The following is an 18,885-nucleotide window of genomic DNA, read 5'->3' as shown; positions in this document are numbered from 1 at the left end:
GAAATGGAAAAAGTACAACAAACAATTCGCGCGCCAAGAGGTACTGAGTTACAAACGAAAGGGTGGGTTCAGGAGGCTGCACTTCGAATGTTAATGAACAATTTAGATCCTGAAGTTGCTGAAAAACCAGAAGAATTAGTTGTATATGGTGGAATTGGCCGTGCAGCTCGTAACTGGGAAAGCTACAATGCAATCGTAGATTCATTAAAAACGTTAGAAAGCGATGAAACGTTACTTGTTCAATCAGGAAAACCAGTTGCCATTTTTAAATCACATGAAGATGCGCCTCGCGTACTGTTAGCGAACTCAAACTTAGTACCAAAATGGGCGAACTGGGATCACTTCCGTGAACTAGAGAAAAAAGGTCTTATGATGTACGGACAAATGACAGCAGGTAGCTGGATTTACATTGGAACACAAGGAATTTTACAAGGAACATATGAAACATTTGGCGAAGCAGCTCGTCAACATTTCGATGGTTCATTAAAAGGTACATTAACACTTACTGCTGGTTTAGGTGGTATGGGTGGTGCACAACCTCTTGCTGTAACGATGAATGGCGGTGTTGTCATTGCGATTGATGTAGATAAGCGTAGTATCGATCGTCGTATTGAAAAGAGATATTGTGATAAGTATACAGAATCATTAGAAGAAGCATTGGCTATTGCAAACGAGTATAAAGAGAAGAAAGAGCCTATTTCAATTGGATTATTAGGTAATGCAGCAGAAATTTTACCTGAGTTAGTAAATCGTAATATTATCCCTGACTTAGTTACGGATCAAACTTCAGCTCATGATCCATTAAACGGTTATATTCCAGTAGGTTATACGTTAGAAGAAGCAGCGAAACTTCGTGAAGAAGATCCAGAACGTTACGTACAATTATCAAAAGAAAGTATGACAAAACATGTAGAAGCAATGCTTGCAATGCAAGAAAAAGGCGCAATTACATTTGATTATGGAAATAACATTCGCCAAGTTGCTTTCGATGAAGGTTTGAAAAATGCTTTCGATTTCCCAGGATTCGTTCCAGCATTTATCCGTCCATTATTCTGTGAAGGAAAAGGACCGTTCCGCTGGGTAGCACTTTCTGGTGATCCAGAAGATATTTATAAAACAGACGAAGTAATTTTACGCGAGTTCGCTGATAATGAGCATTTATGTAACTGGATTCGTATGGCTCGTCAACAAGTTGAATTCCAAGGTCTTCCATCACGTATTTGTTGGTTAGGTTACGGTGAGCGCGCGAAATTTGGTCGCATTATTAATGAAATGGTGGCAAATGGTGAATTATCAGCACCAATCGTAATCGGTCGTGACCATTTAGATTGCGGATCAGTAGCATCTCCAAACCGTGAAACAGAAGCGATGAAAGATGGTAGTGATGCAGTAGCAGACTGGCCAATTTTAAATGCATTAATTAACAGTGTAAACGGTGCAAGCTGGGTATCTGTTCACCACGGTGGCGGCGTTGGTATGGGTTATTCACTTCACGCTGGAATGGTTATCGTTGCAGATGGAACAGAAGCAGCAGCAAAACGTATTGAGCGCGTATTAACTTCTGACCCTGGTATGGGTGTTGTTCGTCACGTGGATGCTGGATATGACTTAGCTGTGGAAACTGCGAAAGAAAAAGGCGTTAACATTCCAATGATGAAATAAGGAGGAGAAAACATGCTGGACACTTTACTAATAAATATTGGTCAATTACTAACAATGGATCAAGAAGATGGCTTGTTAAGACGGGAAGCGATGAACACGCTTCCTGTTATCGAAAACGGTGCGGTTGGAATTGAAAACGATGTAATTACTTTCGTTGGAACAGCGGAAGAAGCGAAAGGATTACAAGCGAAAGAAGTTATTGATTGCGGCGGGAAAATGGTTTCTCCTGGTCTTGTTGACCCGCATACTCATCTTGTATTTGGTGGATCTCGTGAAAATGAAATCGCACTAAAATTACAAGGAGTTCCGTACTTAGAAATTTTAGAACAAGGCGGAGGCATTCTTTCGACTGTAAATGCAACGAAACAAGCATCGAAAGAAGAACTTGTTCAAAAAGCGAAATTCCATTTAGACCGTATGTTATCTTTCGGAGTTACAACTGTAGAAGCGAAGAGTGGTTACGGATTAGATGATGAGACGGAATGGAAACAATTAGAGGCAACTGCACAATTACAAAAAGAGCATCCGATCGATTTAGTTTCCACATTTTTAGGTGCTCATGCAGTTCCGAAAGAATATAAAGGTAGATCGAAAGAATTTTTACAATGGATGTTAGACCTACTACCAGAAATGAAAGAGAAGCAATTAGCGGAATTCGTTGATATTTTCTGTGAAACAGGTGTGTTCTCTGTCGAAGAGTCAAAAGAGTTTTTATTAAAAGCGAAAGAGCTTGGCTTTGATGTGAAAATTCATGCAGATGAAATCGACCCTCTTGGTGGTGCGGAAGCAGCGGCAGAAATCGGTGCAGCATCAGCAGACCATTTAGTTGGCGCTTCTGATAAAGGAATTGAAATGCTTGCAAACTCTAATACAGTAGCCACTTTATTACCAGGAACAACTTTCTATTTAAATAAAGAAAGTTTTGCTCGCGGTCGTAAAATGATTGATGAAGGTGTTGCAGTTGCGTTAGCTACAGACTTTAACCCAGGTAGCTGTCCAACTGAAAATATTCAGCTTATTATGAGCATTGCGATGCTAAAACTGAAAATGACACCAGAAGAAGTTTGGAATGCTGTAACGGTTAACTCATCATATGCCATTAACCGTGGTGATGTAGCTGGGAAAATTAGAGTTGGTCGTAAGGCAGATTTAGTTTTATGGGATGCTTACAATTATGCTTACGTACCGTATCATTACGGCGTAAGTCATGTGAATACAGTATGGAAGAATGGTAATATTGCATATACAAGAGGTGAACAATCGTGGAGCACGGCCACTATTTAAAGAAAAATGCAAAGTTTATTGATCGTGAAGTGACAAAATGGAGTGAGATGATTAAAGATTGGGAGGAAGGCGTAGAAATATTCGGTGCTGCTTTAATTGGAGCCCCCCTTTCTAAACCATCTATTAGTCATTCAGGAGCAAGTTTTGCTCCAAAAACAATTCGTGCGATGTTAGATGCATACAGCACATATGCAATTACAGAAGAACACGATATGAAAGAAAGTGTCTTATATGATTGCGGCGATATTACGATGCATGTGACGGATATAAAAGAAAGTCATAACCGAATTGCGAAAACAGTTGGTCATGTAACGAAAGTAAATCCGAACATGATACCAATCGTTCTTGGTGGTGACCACTCGATTAGTTTTCCGAGTATAACAGGCTTTGCAAACAGTAAAGGAAAGGTCGGGATTATTCAATTTGATGCTCATCATGATTTACGTAATTTAGATGATGGAGGCCCGTCAAATGGTACACCATTCCGTAGTTTACTAGAAAATGATGTCATTACAGGGAAACAACTTGTTCAAATTGGAATTCGTAATTTTTCTAACGCACGTACGTACCATGAATATGCAATAGAGCATGGCGTAACAGTGTATACAATGAAAGACGTAAGAGAGCGAGAAATAAAAGATATTATCACGGAAAGTATTGAAGTGTTAAGAAAACAAGGTGTGACTTCTATTTATATTTCTCTTGATATGGATGTACTAGACCAAGCGTTTGCACCAGGTTGTCCAGCAATTGGGCCAGGTGGAATGGATAGTACGACTTTACTAGATGCGATTGAATTCCTTGGTAAAGAACCGCTCGTTCAAGGGATGGATATAGTAGAGATTGATCCAACTCTTGATTTCAGGGATATGACGAGTAGAGTAGCAGCGCAAGTGATTATGAGTTTTCTTTTAGCGAGGGAAATAGTTAGTAAGCAGGTTAGTATATAGACGGAAAAGTAGATCTTTATCTATGCCTTATCAAAAACACATTACTACTCAAATGTAGTAATGTGTTTTTATGTTAAAAGAGAATGAATGTGGGTGCAACCGTTAATAAAATTGCGGGTTTTTATATTGTGTTATGTAAATTTAATTTCTTGCTTTTTAAGTATTGACGCGTAAAATAATTTTATGATAAAATAAAAATTTTGCTAAAAAACTAAAAGTGTGTTAAGCTTGAGAAGGTTACCATATATGGAGGTGGATTATTTGTTTCAAATTGGCGATAACATTGTTTATCCAATGCAGGGAGCAGGTATAATTAAAGCCATAGAAGAGAAGGAAGTCTCAGGAGAAAAACAACAGTATTATGTTATAAAAATGTCGGCTAGTAATATGGAACTAATGATTCCAGCAGGGAGAATATTGAATTCGAATATACGACCAGTGACGGATATAACCGCATTAGCACACATAATGGATATTTTTCAACATGGGGAATCAGATAGATTACTTACGTGGAAACAAAGGTATAAATTGAACACTGATAAAATAAAGACGGGTAAAATGCAAGAAGGTGCTGAAGTTGTGCGCGATTTAATGCGTATACAGAAAGAAAAAGCACTTAATGCAAGCGAAAAGAAGATGTTAGATAACGCATATGAATTTTTGATTAGTGAACTGGGATTAATTGAAGGTATCACAGAAAATCAGATAAAAAGCTTTTGTTAAGGTTCATTACAAATAATGTATTATATCCCAAAAAAGATCTTGAATTTTTTGGGAACATAATTATAGAAAATTTATCATTTCAAAGACATTCAACTCTTTCAAACCACTTTTAGAGCATTACCTCTATTGTTATTACTACAATCAAATCCATTTTTATTTTTTAATTTCATTTATGAATGTTCGAAGTTTAATTGAATACTTCGATAAAATAGTTACTTGATTTTTGCAATCCTGATTCACACTGGCACGGACGAGGAGCCGTAAGGATGAAAGAGAGGTAGGGCTTTCATTGTTTTAGGTATATAAGTTATTATTTTTAGAAGAATACTGAACCATATTCACTTCTATTGATAAGGTATTTTTTATATTAAAGAGATAAACGAATTGACAGCCATATATGGTCAACAAAAAAGGTTTCCTTCTAAGGAAACCTTTTTAATATTATTTATAGTATTTTGTTTTTTTGATATTCGAATTTTTTATTGTAAAGTCGTAAAAATTGACGTTACTATCTAAAAGTAAGTATGATGCGATTATAGTAAGATTTTTTAGGGGGAAGAAAAATGACAAGTTCAAGTAATAAAGCAGCGAGTATTTATGAAGGAACAAATGTAAACGCTGGTGGATCTTTTGAAAACGTTGAAGAAACAAAGTTGTTTGATCCAATTCAAATTGGAGCTTGGTCTCTTCGTAATCGTATAGCGATGGCACCGATGACAAGATGCTTTGCAGATAATGAAACTGGAGTAGTTGGTGCTGATGTAGTGGAGTACTACAGAAAACGTGCTGCGGATGGAATTGGACTAATTATTACAGAAGGAATTGTCATTAGTCCGAGAGCAAAAGGGAACCCGGGAGTACCAGGTATTTATACACAAGAACAAATCGATTCTTGGAAACCTGTTACAGAGGCAGTACATAAAGAAGGCGGGACGATTATTGCTCAAATATGGCATGTTGGGCGTATGAGTCATCATGAAATAATTGGTGGTCAAATGCCACAAGCACCATCTGCTATCGCTGCAGAGGGAAATGTTCCACGCTTTCGTAAACCGTTTGATACGCCAGAAGCAATGACGTTAGAAGAAATACAAGAAGTAATCGGTCAATACGCACAAGCTGCGAAAAATGCGATTGAAGCTGGATTTGATGGAGTAGAAATTCACGGTGCACACGGATATTTAATCGATCAATTTACGTATGAGTTTGCGAATAAGCGAACAGATAAATATGGCGGTAATTTAAAACAAAGGTTAACGTTTATGAAAGAAGTAACGGCGGCTGTAATAGAAGCTGTTGGAGCTAATAAAACACTTCTTCGCTTCTCTGCTTTCAAAGGCGATAATCCTACTTATATGTGGGAAAACCCTGAGCTTGCAATTGAAACGTTCGTAAATATGTTCAAAGAAGTTGGATTAACGATGATCCATCCCTCAACGATGAATTATACGCAAGAGATTGCTGACGGAAAGAATTTTCATCAACTAGTAAGAAAATATTGGGATGGTACGATTGTTGGGGTTGGTAATTTAAATCCGAAAGAGGCCGAAGAAGCGTTGCAAGAAGGAACAATTGATGTAGTGGCATTCGGCAGACCGTTAATTGCTAATCCAGACTTTGTTCATCGAATTAAACATGCTGAAAGTTTAGTTGAATATGACGCGAAAGAGCATCTTGCTACGTTAGTATGAATAAAGATAAAAGGAGAGCACACCGAGTGTTCTCCTTTTATTATGGGATTTCATAGGGGGAAGCGGGATGAGTGAAACGCTACTCGTTATTATTAGTATATTACTATTTTTAATGTTGCTTTTAATCATCTTTTTTATCATTACATTTTTTATAAAAAAACGAACACATCATTCTATTTTAAAGTTACATCCGTACTTAGGAAGAATGCGCTACTTACTGGAAAAGATAGGGCCTGAATTTCGACAATATTGGTTTGATCATGATACGGATGGAAAGCCTTTCTCACGTTATGATTTTCAAAGTGTTATGTTTTTAGCGAAATATCGCTCTGAAATACTTGGTTTTGGATCAAAACGAGATTTTGAAGCTTCTGGCTATTATATTGCTAATACATTATTTCCGATATTAACTGAGGAATTAAGTGTGAATCTTTCGCAAGAGCGGGAAGGTAAAAAGTACATGATTCATAAAGAAGGGTTATTTTCAAGAAGAGAAAAATTGACAGCGGATACAACGAATCTTTGGCTGTACGAAGAAGATGATGCAATTATAGTCGGTGAAAACCGTAAATATCCGTGGAAACTACATGGCATGTTTGGAGCATCTGCGACTTCTTACGGCGCGATTGGAGAAAATTATATTTTAGCGAGTGGTTTTGGAGCGAAAATGGCAGGCGGATCGTGGATTAATACTGGTGAAGGTGGCGTTATTCCAGAACATTTACATACAGGAGCGAATATCGTTGCGCAAATTGGTCCAGGGTTATTTGGGTACCGTGATGAGGACGGTAATTTTTCAATGGGAAAATTCATGGAGAAAGCGAAAGAAAGTAATATTAGAGCATTCGAATTGAAATTTGGGCAAGGTGCTAAAATACGTGGTGGTCATCTAGAGGGACAAAAAGTAAATGAGAAAATTGCTTTTGTTCGCAACGTCCGAAAGGGAGAGACGATTAATTCACCGAATCGATTTTCATTTTTAAAGAATGCAGTGGATACACTTTGTTTTATTCAACAGTTGCAAGAAAGCGGCGGTAAACCAGTTGGAATGAAAATTGTAATTGGTCAGCAGGAGCCTTTGGAAGATTTAATAAAAACAATGAAAGAACTAAATATTTACCCAGATTTTATTACAATAGACGGTTCAGAAGGCGGATCAGGGGCAACGTATAAATCGATGGCAGATTGTATGGGACTGCCGCTTATTCCAGCATTACTTACATTTATCGATACAGCAAATTATTATGGTGTCCGTAACAAGTTTAAAGTATTTGCATCGGGTAAATTAATCACACCAGATAAAGTGGCGATTGCTTTAGCGATTGGAGCGGATGCTGTAAGTTCAGCCCGCGGATTTATGATGGCAAGCGGCTGTATTATGGCCCTTCAATGTAATTCTGGCCAATGTCCATCTGGTGTAGCCACGACGAATCCGCATTATCAAAAAGCGTTAGATCCGTATGAGAAGAAGTGGCGAGTCATGAATTATATTATTAGTATGAGATATAGTTTATTTTCATTAGCAGCGGCAGCGGGAGTGAAGAGCCCGCGCCATTTAACTAGAGAGCATATTATGTTTAAAGACGAGGTGGGGAGAGTAGTTCCTCTTTCGGAATTGTTTCCTATAGTAAATCAAACCTAAAAGTATATTTGATATGTAAGATGTTTTAAAGGAATAATCATATTTTTGGAAAAATTAGGATTATAATAGGGAAGTATTTTTAAAAATGACTATTTTTAGGGAGAGATTCACTTGCAGCAAGGTTCTTACAGTATTACAATTTTTTTACTCGTCATAGGGCTCGTTATATTTAGACGCATGCGCTCTATGAATCGACCAATTAATAATAAAGGAAGACAACTACTATTGCCATTATTTTTCTTATTACCAGGTTTTTCTTTATATGCTGCACCGATGCAACTTGCTGATTGGCAAATTGGTATAGCTGCTGGGATCGGACTGTTATTGTCAATTCCACTTATTATTTTAAGTGGGTATGAAGTCAGAGAAGATGGTCAAATTTATGCAAAAAAGTATCGCTTTTATTGCTACATTTTTAGTTATCGTTCTTTTACGTGCTTATTTTAGAAGACATTTACAAGGTTTAGATCCAAAGTCAATCGGCATTCTTTTCTATACTCTTGCGGTTTGTTATATAGTACCTTGGCGTATTGGATGCTATATGAAATTTCGTAAAGTATATGTAGAGAAAGCGAAAATTGAGACGTCAATAAGCTAAAAGTCATACACTTGTATGGCTTTTTCTTTTAAAATTTATCGGGTAAACGAATAAAAATAAGGTGTGAAAAAACACTGTTTAATTTCTGAATATTATTACTTTAATCCCTTGAAAAATCATTGTAATCCACTGGGATAAAGGCGTTTATAAAGGTTTTCACATGTAATGAAAAGTGCTCGTTCACTTGAAAGAACAAAAAATGTTTGTTAAGGTAGGGAACCATAAGCGAAAACAAGAAAATAGAAAAAGTCGTTTTTCGAAATTTTGAATGGCTTATGGAATAAGGGAGAGATTTGGTGAAGATTGAAATTATGGTTTCGCTTGCTATTTATATGGCAGGTATGTTGTATATCGGATATTGGTCTTATAAGAAGACATCCGATTTATCAGATTATATGTTAGGTGGAAGGGGACTCGGTCCAGCAGTTACAGCTTTATCAGCTGGTGCTTCTGACATGAGTGGTTGGATGCTAATGGGATTACCTGGTGCGATGTATGCAACAGGATTATCAAGTGTATGGATTGCGATAGGTTTATTAATAGGTGCTTATGCAAACTATTTAATCATTGCCCCACGTTTACGAACGTATACAGAAGTGGCAAATGATTCAATTACGATTCCAGACTTTTTAGAGAATCGGTTTAAAGATCGTACGAAAATACTTCGTTTTGTCTCCGCTATCGTCATTTTAGTATTTTTCACATTCTATGCGTCGGCTGGTTTAGTTTCAGGTGGACGTTTGTTTGAAAATTCTTTCAACCTAGATTATAAAATTGGTTTATTTGTAACAGTGGGTGTCGTTGTTGCGTATACACTATTCGGTGGCTTTCTAGCCGTAAGCTGGACGGACTTTGTACAAGGTTGTATTATGTTTATTGCGCTTGTACTAGTGCCAATTGTTGCTTTTACGGATGTCGGTGGTGTAACAGAAACATTTAATACGATTAAACAAGTCGATGCATCGCATTTAGATATGTTTAAAGGGACCACAATACTTGGCATTATTTCATTTTTAGCATGGGGACTTGGGTATTTTGGTCAACCGCATATTATTGTCCGTTTTATGGCAATTACCTCTATTAAAGATTTAAAGACTTCTCGTAGAATCGGTATCGGTTGGATGACGATTTCAATTATAGGTGCAATGCTTACTGGTCTAATTGGTATCGCTTATTATGCTAAAAATAATGCGACATTACAAGACCCAGAAATGGTCTTTGTAACATTCTCCAATATTTTATTCCATCCGTACATTACAGGATTTTTATTATCAGCTATTTTGGCTTCGATTATGAGTAGTATTTCCTCACAATTACTTGTTATTTCAAGTGCAGTAACGGAAGACTTCTATAAAACATTTTTCCGTCGTAATGCAAGTGACAAAGAACTTGTATTTATCGGTAGATTGTCAGTATTAGTAGTAGCTATGATCGCAGTTGTTTTAGCGTATCATCCAAGTGATACAATTTTAACACTTGTAGGTTATGCTTGGGCTGGATTTGGTTCAGCGTTCGGACCAGCCATTTTATTAAGTTTATATTGGAAAAGAACGAATAAATGGGGCGTTCTTGCAGGTATGATTGTTGGTGCAGTAGTTGTTATAGCATGGGTAAAAATTCTAAGTTTAAAAGCAATTATGTATGAAATGGTACCTGGATTTTTCTGTAGTTTATTAACTGTTATCGTTGTAAGTTTATTAACGAAAGAACCCGTTAAGGCAGTTCATCGTGAATTTAATGAGATGGAAGCAATATTGGAAGAAGAAACGAAATGATTAGCGAAGAGAGTAAACGAAACTGGCGTTTACTCTCTTTTTATTTAAAATGAAAATAAGGAACTTATTGACAACTAAAAGTAAGTAACTTATAATAAATTTGAGTTCAAGTTAATTTGTACTTTGAATAAAGATTTTAAATGGAGTAAATATTTTTTAAAAACTATCTCGAATTTGAGATGAATTGACAAGCTGGAAGTTAATGTGTATTTTTATAATCGATATCTCGAATTCGAGATAAAATTATAATGACGGATTTTACTTTGTAGCATGGACAAAATGAATAATGAATTTAAATGTAAAAGAATTTTTATAATGAAATAAAAAAGGAGTGGAAGAAATGGAAAAGAAAACAATGGGAATCCATCACATTACAGCGATTGTAGGGCATCCACAAGAAAATGTAGACTTTTATGCTGGTGTATTAGGGTTACGTTTAGTGAAACAAACAGTGAATTTTGATGATCCAGGTACGTACCACCTTTATTTTGGAAATGAAGGAGGAAAACCTGGAACAATTATTACGTTTTTCCCATGGGCAGGTGCTCGTCAAGGTATTATTGGGGATGGTCAAGTAGGAATTACGTCTTACGTTGTACCAAAAGGTGCAATGGAGTTTTGGGAAAATAGATTAGAAAAATTCGATGTTTCGTATACGAAAATGACTCGTTTTGGAGAGGAGTATTTAGAATTTGATGATCCGCATGGTTTGCATATAGAATTAGTTGAAAGAGAAGCAGGCGAATTAAATAATTGGAGTTTTGGAGAAGTTACACCAGAAGTAGCAATTAAAGGGTTTGGAGGTGCTGTTCTTTTATCTGCACAGCCTCAAAAAACAGCTGAATTGTTAGAACATATTATGGGTCTTGAGAAAATTGGAGAAGAGGGTGAATTTGTTCGATTCCGTTCTTCTGCTGATATTGGAAATATTATTGATTTGAAATTATCAACAATCGGTCGTGGCCAAATGGGCGTTGGTACAGTTCATCATATAGCTTGGAGAGCGATTGACGATGCTGATCAGCTAGACTGGAAAGAGCATGTGTCGCGTTTTGGATATCACGTAACTCCTGTACAAGATCGAAATTATTTTAACGCGATTTATTTTAGAGAACATGGTGAAATCTTATTTGAAATTGCAACAGATCCTCCTGGTTTCGCTCATGATGAATCGTTAGAGACGATGGGTGAGGAATTAAAGTTACCGGAACAATATGAACAACATAGAAAACAGATTGAACAAACGCTTTTACCATTTGAAGTGAGAAATTTAGATTAAAGTGATTGAAGGGGGAACAGGATTATGATGAAACATGTTTTTCAAAAAGGAAAAGATACGTCAAAACCAGTGTTGTTATTACTTCATGGCACAGGTGGTAATGAATTAGATTTACTACCACTTGCAGAAATAATTGATCCGGAAGCGTCGGTATTAAGCGTTAGGGGAAATGTGTTAGAGAATGGGATGCCGCGTTTCTTCCGCCGATTAGCAGAGGGCATTTTTGATGAAGAGGATTTAATTTTCCGTACGAAGGAATTAAATGAATTTTTAGATGAATCGGCTAAAGAATATAAATTCGATAGAAATAACATTGTAGCTATCGGTTATTCGAATGGGGCAAATATCGCAGCAAGCTTATTATTCCATTACGAAAATGCATTAAAAGGTGCTGTGCTTCATCACCCAATGGTACCTAGAAGAGGAATGCAATTAGCAAATTTAGCAGGGAAATCTGTGTTTATTGCTGCTGGGACAAATGACCCAATTTGTTCATCAGCAGAGTCAGAGGAATTGAAGGTACTATTAGAAAATGCAAATGCGAATGTAACAATGCATTGGGAAAATCGAGGGCATCAATTAACGATGGGTGAAGTAGAAAAAGCAAAAGAGTGGTATGACAAAGCATTTTAAAAAAAGAAGCATCTGCTAACGATTAGTAGATGCTTCTTTTTTATTTAAGACTGGATTGCGAGATGAGATGAAGAAAGTGGTAGCTCAATATCAACAATCGTACCTTTATTTAATTCGCTTGAAATGTGTAATCTACCATGATGTTCTTCAATTATTTTGTAACACATCATTAATCCTAGTCCTGTGCCTTTTTCTTTTAAACTATAAAAAGGTTCGCCTAGACGGGAGATACGATCTTCAGGAATGCCGCAACCTTCATCGATAATTCGTATTAAGATGAAATTATCCTCTAATGGTTTTGTTTGGATGAAAATATTTCCGCCATTTGGCATTGCTTCTATCGCATTTTTTAATATGTTTATAAACACTTGTTTTAATTGGTTACCGTCACATTGAATATCATATACGTAATCAAAATGATCCATGATGATATGAACGCTATGCATAATTGCAGTCGGTAAAATAAATGTAACTACCTCTTCAATTAAAGTTTGTATGTTACAAGTTTGGATAGATAATACTTGTGGCTTAGACATCGCCATAAATTGACTCGTGATGGATTCCATTTGTGAAATCTCACTTAACATAACATCGATATACCATTTCTGCTCCTCACTTATTTCAGGGAGGAGCAACGTTAGAAAACCTTTTAGAGAAGTGAGTGGATTTCGAATTTCATGGGCAATTCCAGCTGTCAGTTGTCCGACTACTGCGAGCTTCTCTGATTTTCGTAGTAACTTTTCAGTTTCTTTTAGCTCAGTAACATCTCTCCCCATCACGATAAGACCTTTGCGAGAACCATCAGGATGATAAAGCGGAACTTTTGATATACTTAAGATTAGATCGAAATCATCTCTATGTATAATAAATTCCTCGCCATGAAGAATTTGTCTTTGTTGCCATGCTAGTTCATCGATTTCTTCACAATGTAAAAAAGCTTCTCGGTATGCTTCATTATATTGAATGAGTTCGCTATCTTTTTTCCCGTGGTAAGGTACATGATGGAAATTGAAGCAAGAAAGTGCGTAATCATTTGCCTCAAGCCAGCGCCCTTCATGATCTTTAAATATAACAAACGCAGGCATGGAGTTTACTAATGTACGTAATCTCTTCTCACTTTCTTTTAGCATATTCTCAATTCTTTCTGATTTTTCAAGTGGCTTCATAATAGCATATACGCCAGTAAGACGATTTTGAACAAAAATAGGAACTAGTTTTGTCACAACATCTAATAAGAATCCATTTTTATGATAAATAGATAAGATATACTCTTGTTGATTATCCGCTTCAGTATTCTTTATATTTTGTAATACTTGCTCAGAAATATGGGCTTCTAAAATAGAGGTAATATTTTTCTGTTCTAATTCTAAAGAAGTGTAACCTAATATTCTTTCGGCAGAAGGATTTATATGTAGAATAACTCCTTCTAAATTTAATGAAATAATACTATCAGGATTGTGTTCGAACAGAGATGCGTACATTTCTGTTAATGAACGATCTTGTATATGGTTTCGCAAACGTCTAGAAATGTTCGGATGACGTTTTTTTTGAGTTGGTGAATATTTTTTACGACTCATAATAGTTCCTCCGTACAAATAGCATCTAAAAAGATTTGTCTATTCATAACTATAATATAGATGTAATGTGTATTTCTATAAAAAATGGAAGTTATAGAATAAATTTTGTTTTTTTTATTTTTTGCAAGGTGAATGCAGGATGGTAATAAGGGGAGCTTATATTGTTTTATAAACCTTTTGTAAGTTACAGACGGCTGTTTTCCGTATAACATTAGGGTAGAGGAGGGGGAGAGAAAATGAAAAATTATATTCAAGGGATTGATCACGTGCAAGTAGCTGCACCTGTAGGGTGTGAAGAAGAGGCGCGTGATTTTTATGGGAATACGATTGGTATGGAAGAAATTCCAAAGCCAGAAGAGTTGAAAAAACGAGGTGGATGTTGGTTTAAATGCGGAAATCAAGAAATCCATATTGGTGTCGAGCGGAACTTTACACCAGCTAAAAAGGCTCATCCAGCTTTTTATGTGAATGAAATTAATGAATTTAAGCAAACACTTATAGAGCAAGGTGTTAAAGTGATTGATGATTATGCACGGCCAGATGTAATTCGATTTTACGTGTCAGATCCATTTGGAAACCGAATTGAATTTATGCAAAATAAAGACTAGGTGGATTCCCACCTAGTCTTTAACTTCTTCTGAAAAGTCCTAACACTTCTACAGTTTCTGTAATATTAACGAAAGCATTCGGGTCGATTTCAGAAATTGTTAGTTTCATACTTGCTAATTCTTCACGAGAAACGACGGTCATAAGTACACGCTTTTTCTCGCTTGAATAAGCACCTTCGCCATCAAGTAACGTTATTCCACGTACAACAGTTGAAAGAAGTTGTTTTTTCATTTTTTCTGCTTCATTTGTTACAATCATAAGTGTAACTTTACGATGTTTTGTATGAACAGCATCAATTACTTTACCAGTTACATAAATTGAAAGTAAGCTTGTAAGTGCAACATCCCAGGTGAAGAAGAATCCTGCGATTATTACAACGACTGCATTTAAAATAATAAGGAATCCGCCAAGTTTAATGTCTCGCTTGCGGGATAAAAGCATACCGATAATATCAAATCCACCAGTGGATCCATTACAGTTAAAAACAAGACCAATACCAGCTCCGGCGATGACACCTCCGAAGATAGAAGATAACAATGGGTCTGTTGCTACGACTTTTACTGGAACGTAGTATAATGCAACAGATAATACAACTACAGAGACAACTGTGTTAAAAATTACTTTTTTTCCAAGACCTATGTACCCTAAAATAAGGATAGGTAAGTTTAATACAAAGTTAATAATGCCTGTGTTTACAGGGGTTACAATCCCTAAAATAATAGCAATTCCGCCAATTCCACTACTTAAAATTTTGTGGGGGATAAGGAAAAGATTAAAGGCAACCGCAATAATAATAGAACCGATAATAACACCAAGGAATCTGACCATTTCTTTCCCGTCCTTCACTGAAAAATTCATATTATTTCAAGATTATATATGATATTGAAAGTTTTGGGTAAAAACAGTTTATTTAGGTAAATTAGATTAATCAAAAGAATTTGAGTATTTTATCATTTGAAAGGGGATACAGTTGTGAAGATAAAAACATATCAACAGAAAAGCCCGTTGAAGCAAGAATGTGAGGATTCTTATTTTTTTAATAAAGAAAAAAAGATTTATGGTGTATGTGACGGTGCAACACCACTTGTCCCGTTTCGTGATGAAAAGGGACATAATGGAGCATACATCGCTTCGCATTTATTTGCAAGTTATTTTACTGCATTACGAGAGAATCATAGTTTACAATTTGCAGTTGCCAAAGCAAATGAAGCATTGCAAAGCAAAATGTTAGAATATGAAGTAGACACGAGAAAAAAAGAGCATTTGTGGTGCACATGTATCGCGGCAGTCCAAATAGTTGGTGAGAAAATTGAATATGCGCAGCTTGGGGACTGTATGATTGTCGCAACTTTTCAAAATGGAACGATGCAAGTATTAACGAAAGACACAGTTGAAGGAATTAGTAAAAGAGCAAAAAAGAAGAGGGAAGAAGATCGTAAAAAAGGGTTATCTGTACCAGAAGAATATGTTTTTCAAGATGTTCGAGAACAGTTAAAATACAATCGTTATCTTGCAAATATGCCAAATGGTTATTCAGTTGCAAATGGAATGAAAGAAGCGATACATTATTTACAACATGGTGAATTACATACAGATGAAGTGAGTGGGATTTTTATTTGTTCAGACGGGTTATTTCACCCAGATTGGTCATTAGAACAAACTGTTGCATATATAAGAAAGAATAGTATAAACGAATATATAGCAATTATTGAAGAGCTAGAAGCGGAAAAGAGAATAAGGCCAGATGATAAAACGATTATTATGATTGATTTTTAAGAGGAGGCAGTTCAAATGGAAATTAAACGTGTCAATCTAACATTTCAAGATGAATTAGTTCCTTTAGAAAAAGTAAACAAACTGATTATTCACCATACAGCTGAAGATGGATGGGACGTGTATAAAACGCATGAATTTCATCAAACTGTAAGGGGGTGGAGCGGAATTGGTTACAACTATTTTATCGAAAAGGATGGAACTGTAGTGGAAGGACGAGGTTTACATATTGGAGCGCACGCGAAAGACCATAACCGCCATACAATTGGAATATGTATGACGGGAAATTTCGATAAATACGATCCAACTCCTGCACAAGTGAATGCATTATATTCTTTATGTAAACTGTTTATGAAGCAATTTGCTATAAAGAAAGAAAATATACTCGGTCATAGAGAGTTAGAAGGAGTTAAAAAAAGCTGTCCTGGTAATCGTTTTTCTATGGTAGAGTTAAGGAAGATACTATCTTAAATATAGAGGAGTAACAACGATGATGAATATAAAAATACCAAATGATAAAAAAGAAGAACTTGTAGCACAAATTCAGCAATTTTTTATGGAAGAAGATTTAGATGAAATTGGACGTTTCCAAGCAGAGCGTTTAATAGAAGAAATGATTAAATTAGTTGGACCGTTTGCATATAATCAAGCAATTGGAGATGCAAGAAAGCTTGTAAGTGAGAAATTAACGAATATGGAAGAAGATTTATACGTGCTAGAGAAGAATGAAGGAAAATAAAAAAAGAGCCGATGGGCTCTTTTTTTATTTTTCTTTCTTGTGTTCTTTATATTCATGTACTTTTTCTTTTACATTACCAACTGTATCTTTAGCAGTGCCTTTCACCTTATCCCATTTTCCTTCAGCTTGTAATTTCTTATTGTCAGTTACTTTCCCAACAACTTCTTTTACTTCACCTTTTACCTTATCAATGGCACCTTCTACTTTTTCTTTTAAACCATGATCATGTTTAGTCATACATTTCTCCTCCTTGTAGTTTGATTAGAATTCTCTTTTCATATTGCAAGTTGAATGATGTATCTAGTAATATCGTAACAAATCTAGTTTGAATATTCAAATGATTAATAGGATAGAAAAGGATTTGTCATAAAATGTTTAAAAATGTAACGGAAGGAGAAATAAAGTAAATTATATGTCTTTTGCGGTCCATATTGATTTTGTATAAGCAATTTTCATGTGGGCACGTTCCATGTTATTTTGACTGCCGCTACCGAACCTTGCTTGTCCAACTATTAAAGTACAATTGGATTCAATAGCTGTCTTAATTCGTTTTTGAATTAATGCAGTATGACAGCCTTTACGCTGAAATTCTGGCAAAGTAGCAGAAGCAGCTAATGATGCGACACCCTTATTTATATACAGGACACCAATACCAGCAGGGATATTTTGAACTTCAGCTATGAAAAAATGCCATCCTGGTTCATTGTAAAGAATTTCATTATTTTGGCGCACGCTATCTTTTGTAAAGGATGGCATATTAAATCCATGTACATAAATGTTTGCAAAAATATCAAACTCATTTTCTTTTAGTTTTCGTATTGTAATATTAGAAGGAAGAAGTGATGAACCCTCTCTCGGTATACTATACAAAGCAGTATGGAAGCTAGATTGATAAAACCCTTTTTGAGATAAGTATTGAAATAATTTAGTTGTACCTTGTGCTGGGGTAATTTCAAAACGACAAGGGATTTGTAGTGATTCATAATAAGAAATGATTGCATCAATCGCATCTGCATTTGTAATACCTTTTACCGTATTAAAAGCAGGACCAGCAATTATTTTTGATGAAAAGGCAGTGGCGCTACCGAATTTTTTCATTTGCACTTGCATTGGGTTTCCGCTTATTGTTTGTAGTCTCTCTAATCTAGAAGAGAGCATATCAATTTCTGCATTTTCAATTTCTGTTGCTATATCGAGTGTCATAACAGTAGTCATAAAATTCCTCCGTTAATAAATATATTTTATAGTACATATACGATTTTTGTTTTGAGATTCCTGTTGAAATGTGAGAGAATAAGAGGTTTTTTGGAAGGGAAATGGAAGTGAGCTGTCGAAGGGAGTGGAAACAGATTAAAGGTGGTGCTCTCATGAAACAAAAAACCGTGCAGACATGCTCTAATTGTGGTTCTCAAAACATAGGAGAAGGTGAGTTTGTCGGATATGCACAAATACGGAAAAAGGAAACGATGTTCACATCTTCACCGGTGGATGCTTATATTTGTACAGATTGCGGGAATATCCTTTCATTAAAAGTACGACATTATGAAAAGTTTAAGCAGAAGCCGTTATGATTATTGAGTAGTGACTTTATTAGAAAAGTTAATAAGAGTAATATTTTACATATATATATATGAGTATGCCTCAGATAAAGAGATGAAAACATATACTGTACATAGTTCGTTATATGACACATAAAAATATATAGAAGAAATTGTGAGGCAGTAGGAGGAAGAAAAAACAGCTCCTCTTGGAATATTTCATATTTAAAACTCCTTTAAATAAATAAAGGAGTTTTTTGTTTTTTTATAACAATAATTACCTTTAATTGTTATAAATGTTTATTAGGAGAGGGTGGTTTATTAACGCCATAATCATAGAAGAATAATAGCTAAATCGTATACAAAACCACTATATAACACATTCGCAACCGTAAGTTGACAAAGTGCAACC

Annotated in this window: 18 protein-coding genes and 1 pseudogene; 15 read left to right on the top strand and 4 right to left on the bottom strand. The window is 35.7% G+C overall.

All coding sequences use genetic code 11. The features are described 5' to 3' along the window. The first annotated feature begins 3 nt into the window (after positions 1-3). The 10 genes and pseudogenes from hutU (at position 4) to AC1Q51_RS25760 (ending at position 12,237) form a co-directional block, all read left to right on the top strand. Complete coding sequence (hutU, locus tag AC1Q51_RS25805; RefSeq protein ID WP_000416938.1) at positions 4-1,662, top strand: urocanate hydratase; 1,659 nt, start codon at positions 4-6, stop codon at positions 1,660-1,662. A 12-nt stretch (positions 1,663-1,674) separates the two neighbouring features. Next, positions 1,675-2,946, top strand: a complete 1,272-nt coding sequence (hutI, locus tag AC1Q51_RS25800) for an imidazolonepropionase (RefSeq protein ID WP_071714694.1) — start codon at positions 1,675-1,677, stop codon at positions 2,944-2,946. Then, positions 2,925-3,896, top strand: a complete 972-nt coding sequence (gene hutG, locus AC1Q51_RS25795) for a formimidoylglutamase (protein ID WP_016512447.1) — start codon at positions 2,925-2,927, stop codon at positions 3,894-3,896. Before hutI ends, hutG begins: the two co-directional genes overlap by 22 nt. Before the next feature lie 261 nt (positions 3,897-4,157). Then, a complete protein-coding gene (locus tag AC1Q51_RS25790) occupies positions 4,158-4,619 on the top strand; it encodes a CarD family transcriptional regulator (protein ID WP_014482101.1) in 462 nt (153 codons plus the stop codon). Positions 4,620-5,182: 563 nt separating this feature from the next. Further along, complete coding sequence (locus tag AC1Q51_RS25785; RefSeq protein ID WP_000204598.1) at positions 5,183-6,310, top strand: alkene reductase; 1,128 nt, start codon at positions 5,183-5,185, stop codon at positions 6,308-6,310. Positions 6,311-6,377: 67 nt separating this feature from the next. Then, complete coding sequence (locus AC1Q51_RS25780; protein ID WP_492331799.1) at positions 6,378-7,952, top strand: glutamate synthase-related protein; 1,575 nt, start codon at positions 6,378-6,380, stop codon at positions 7,950-7,952. Between the two features lie 177 nt (positions 7,953-8,129). Next, positions 8,130-8,454: pseudogene (locus tag AC1Q51_RS25775) on the top strand (CcdC protein domain-containing protein); the annotation flags it as partial. A gap of 392 nt (positions 8,455-8,846) precedes the next feature. Beyond that, entirely contained in the window at positions 8,847-10,325 is a 1,479-nt protein-coding gene (gene putP, locus AC1Q51_RS25770) for a sodium/proline symporter PutP (protein WP_142317819.1), read from the top strand. A 340-nt stretch (positions 10,326-10,665) separates the two neighbouring features. Then, positions 10,666-11,604 carry a ring-cleaving dioxygenase gene (locus AC1Q51_RS25765; protein ID WP_000412726.1) on the top strand — a complete coding sequence of 313 codons (939 nt, stop codon included), beginning with the start codon at positions 10,666-10,668 and terminating at the stop codon, positions 11,602-11,604. Between the two features lie 24 nt (positions 11,605-11,628). After that, the gene (locus AC1Q51_RS25760; protein WP_098329675.1) at positions 11,629-12,237 is read left to right on the top strand and encodes an alpha/beta hydrolase; all 609 of its coding nucleotides are present in this window, start codon (positions 11,629-11,631) and stop codon (positions 12,235-12,237) included. Positions 12,238-12,281: 44 nt separating this feature from the next. On the opposite strand, the gene AC1Q51_RS25755 is transcribed toward AC1Q51_RS25760, so the two are convergent. After that, on the bottom strand, positions 12,282-13,814 hold the full coding sequence (locus AC1Q51_RS25755) for a BA3702 family sensor histidine kinase (RefSeq protein WP_000087652.1): 1,533 nt from the start codon (positions 13,812-13,814) through the stop codon (positions 12,282-12,284). Between the two features lie 236 nt (positions 13,815-14,050). Between AC1Q51_RS25755 and AC1Q51_RS25750 the strand changes: the two genes are divergently transcribed. Then, positions 14,051-14,422 (top strand): VOC family protein, encoded by a 372-nt coding sequence (locus AC1Q51_RS25750; RefSeq protein ID WP_000800772.1) that lies wholly within the window; start codon positions 14,051-14,053, stop codon positions 14,420-14,422. A 19-nt stretch (positions 14,423-14,441) separates the two neighbouring features. Here AC1Q51_RS25750 and AC1Q51_RS25745 read toward each other — a convergent pair whose 3' ends face one another. Beyond that, the gene (locus AC1Q51_RS25745; protein WP_000251344.1) at positions 14,442-15,251 is read right to left on the bottom strand and encodes a YitT family protein; all 810 of its coding nucleotides are present in this window, start codon (positions 15,249-15,251) and stop codon (positions 14,442-14,444) included. A gap of 126 nt (positions 15,252-15,377) precedes the next feature. Here AC1Q51_RS25745 and AC1Q51_RS25740 point away from each other — a divergent pair, with 126 nt between their 5' ends. The 3 genes from AC1Q51_RS25740 to AC1Q51_RS25730 are packed head-to-tail and all read left to right on the top strand — an operon-like array spanning position 15,378 to position 16,935. Further along, positions 15,378-16,199 carry a protein phosphatase 2C domain-containing protein gene (locus AC1Q51_RS25740; protein ID WP_139213271.1) on the top strand — a complete coding sequence of 274 codons (822 nt, stop codon included), beginning with the start codon at positions 15,378-15,380 and terminating at the stop codon, positions 16,197-16,199. A 15-nt stretch (positions 16,200-16,214) separates the two neighbouring features. Next, on the top strand, positions 16,215-16,667 hold the full coding sequence (locus AC1Q51_RS25735) for a peptidoglycan recognition protein family protein (protein ID WP_090977373.1): 453 nt from the start codon (positions 16,215-16,217) through the stop codon (positions 16,665-16,667). A gap of 19 nt (positions 16,668-16,686) precedes the next feature. Next, entirely contained in the window at positions 16,687-16,935 is a 249-nt protein-coding gene (locus AC1Q51_RS25730) for a DUF2164 domain-containing protein (RefSeq protein WP_000981066.1), read from the top strand. 24 nt (positions 16,936-16,959) lie between these two features. Here AC1Q51_RS25730 and AC1Q51_RS25725 read toward each other — a convergent pair whose 3' ends face one another. Next, positions 16,960-17,172: a CsbD family protein gene (locus tag AC1Q51_RS25725; protein WP_000160410.1), complete on the bottom strand. Its 213-nt coding sequence runs from the start codon at positions 17,170-17,172 to the stop codon at positions 16,960-16,962. 171 nt (positions 17,173-17,343) lie between these two features. Continuing rightward, on the bottom strand, positions 17,344-18,150 hold the full coding sequence (locus tag AC1Q51_RS25720; protein WP_000214344.1) for a GNAT family N-acetyltransferase: 807 nt from the start codon (positions 18,148-18,150) through the stop codon (positions 17,344-17,346). A 152-nt stretch (positions 18,151-18,302) separates the two neighbouring features. Between AC1Q51_RS25720 and AC1Q51_RS25715 the strand changes: the two genes are divergently transcribed. Further along, entirely contained in the window at positions 18,303-18,506 is a 204-nt protein-coding gene (locus tag AC1Q51_RS25715; protein ID WP_033693195.1) for a hypothetical protein, read from the top strand. Positions 18,507-18,885: the final 379 nt, after the last annotated feature.

It is taken from the genome of Bacillus sp. MT94, from assembly GCF_058792475.1.
The sequence above is the reverse complement of the archived record's forward strand: the minus strand, read 5'-3'. Positions and strand labels throughout refer to the sequence as shown.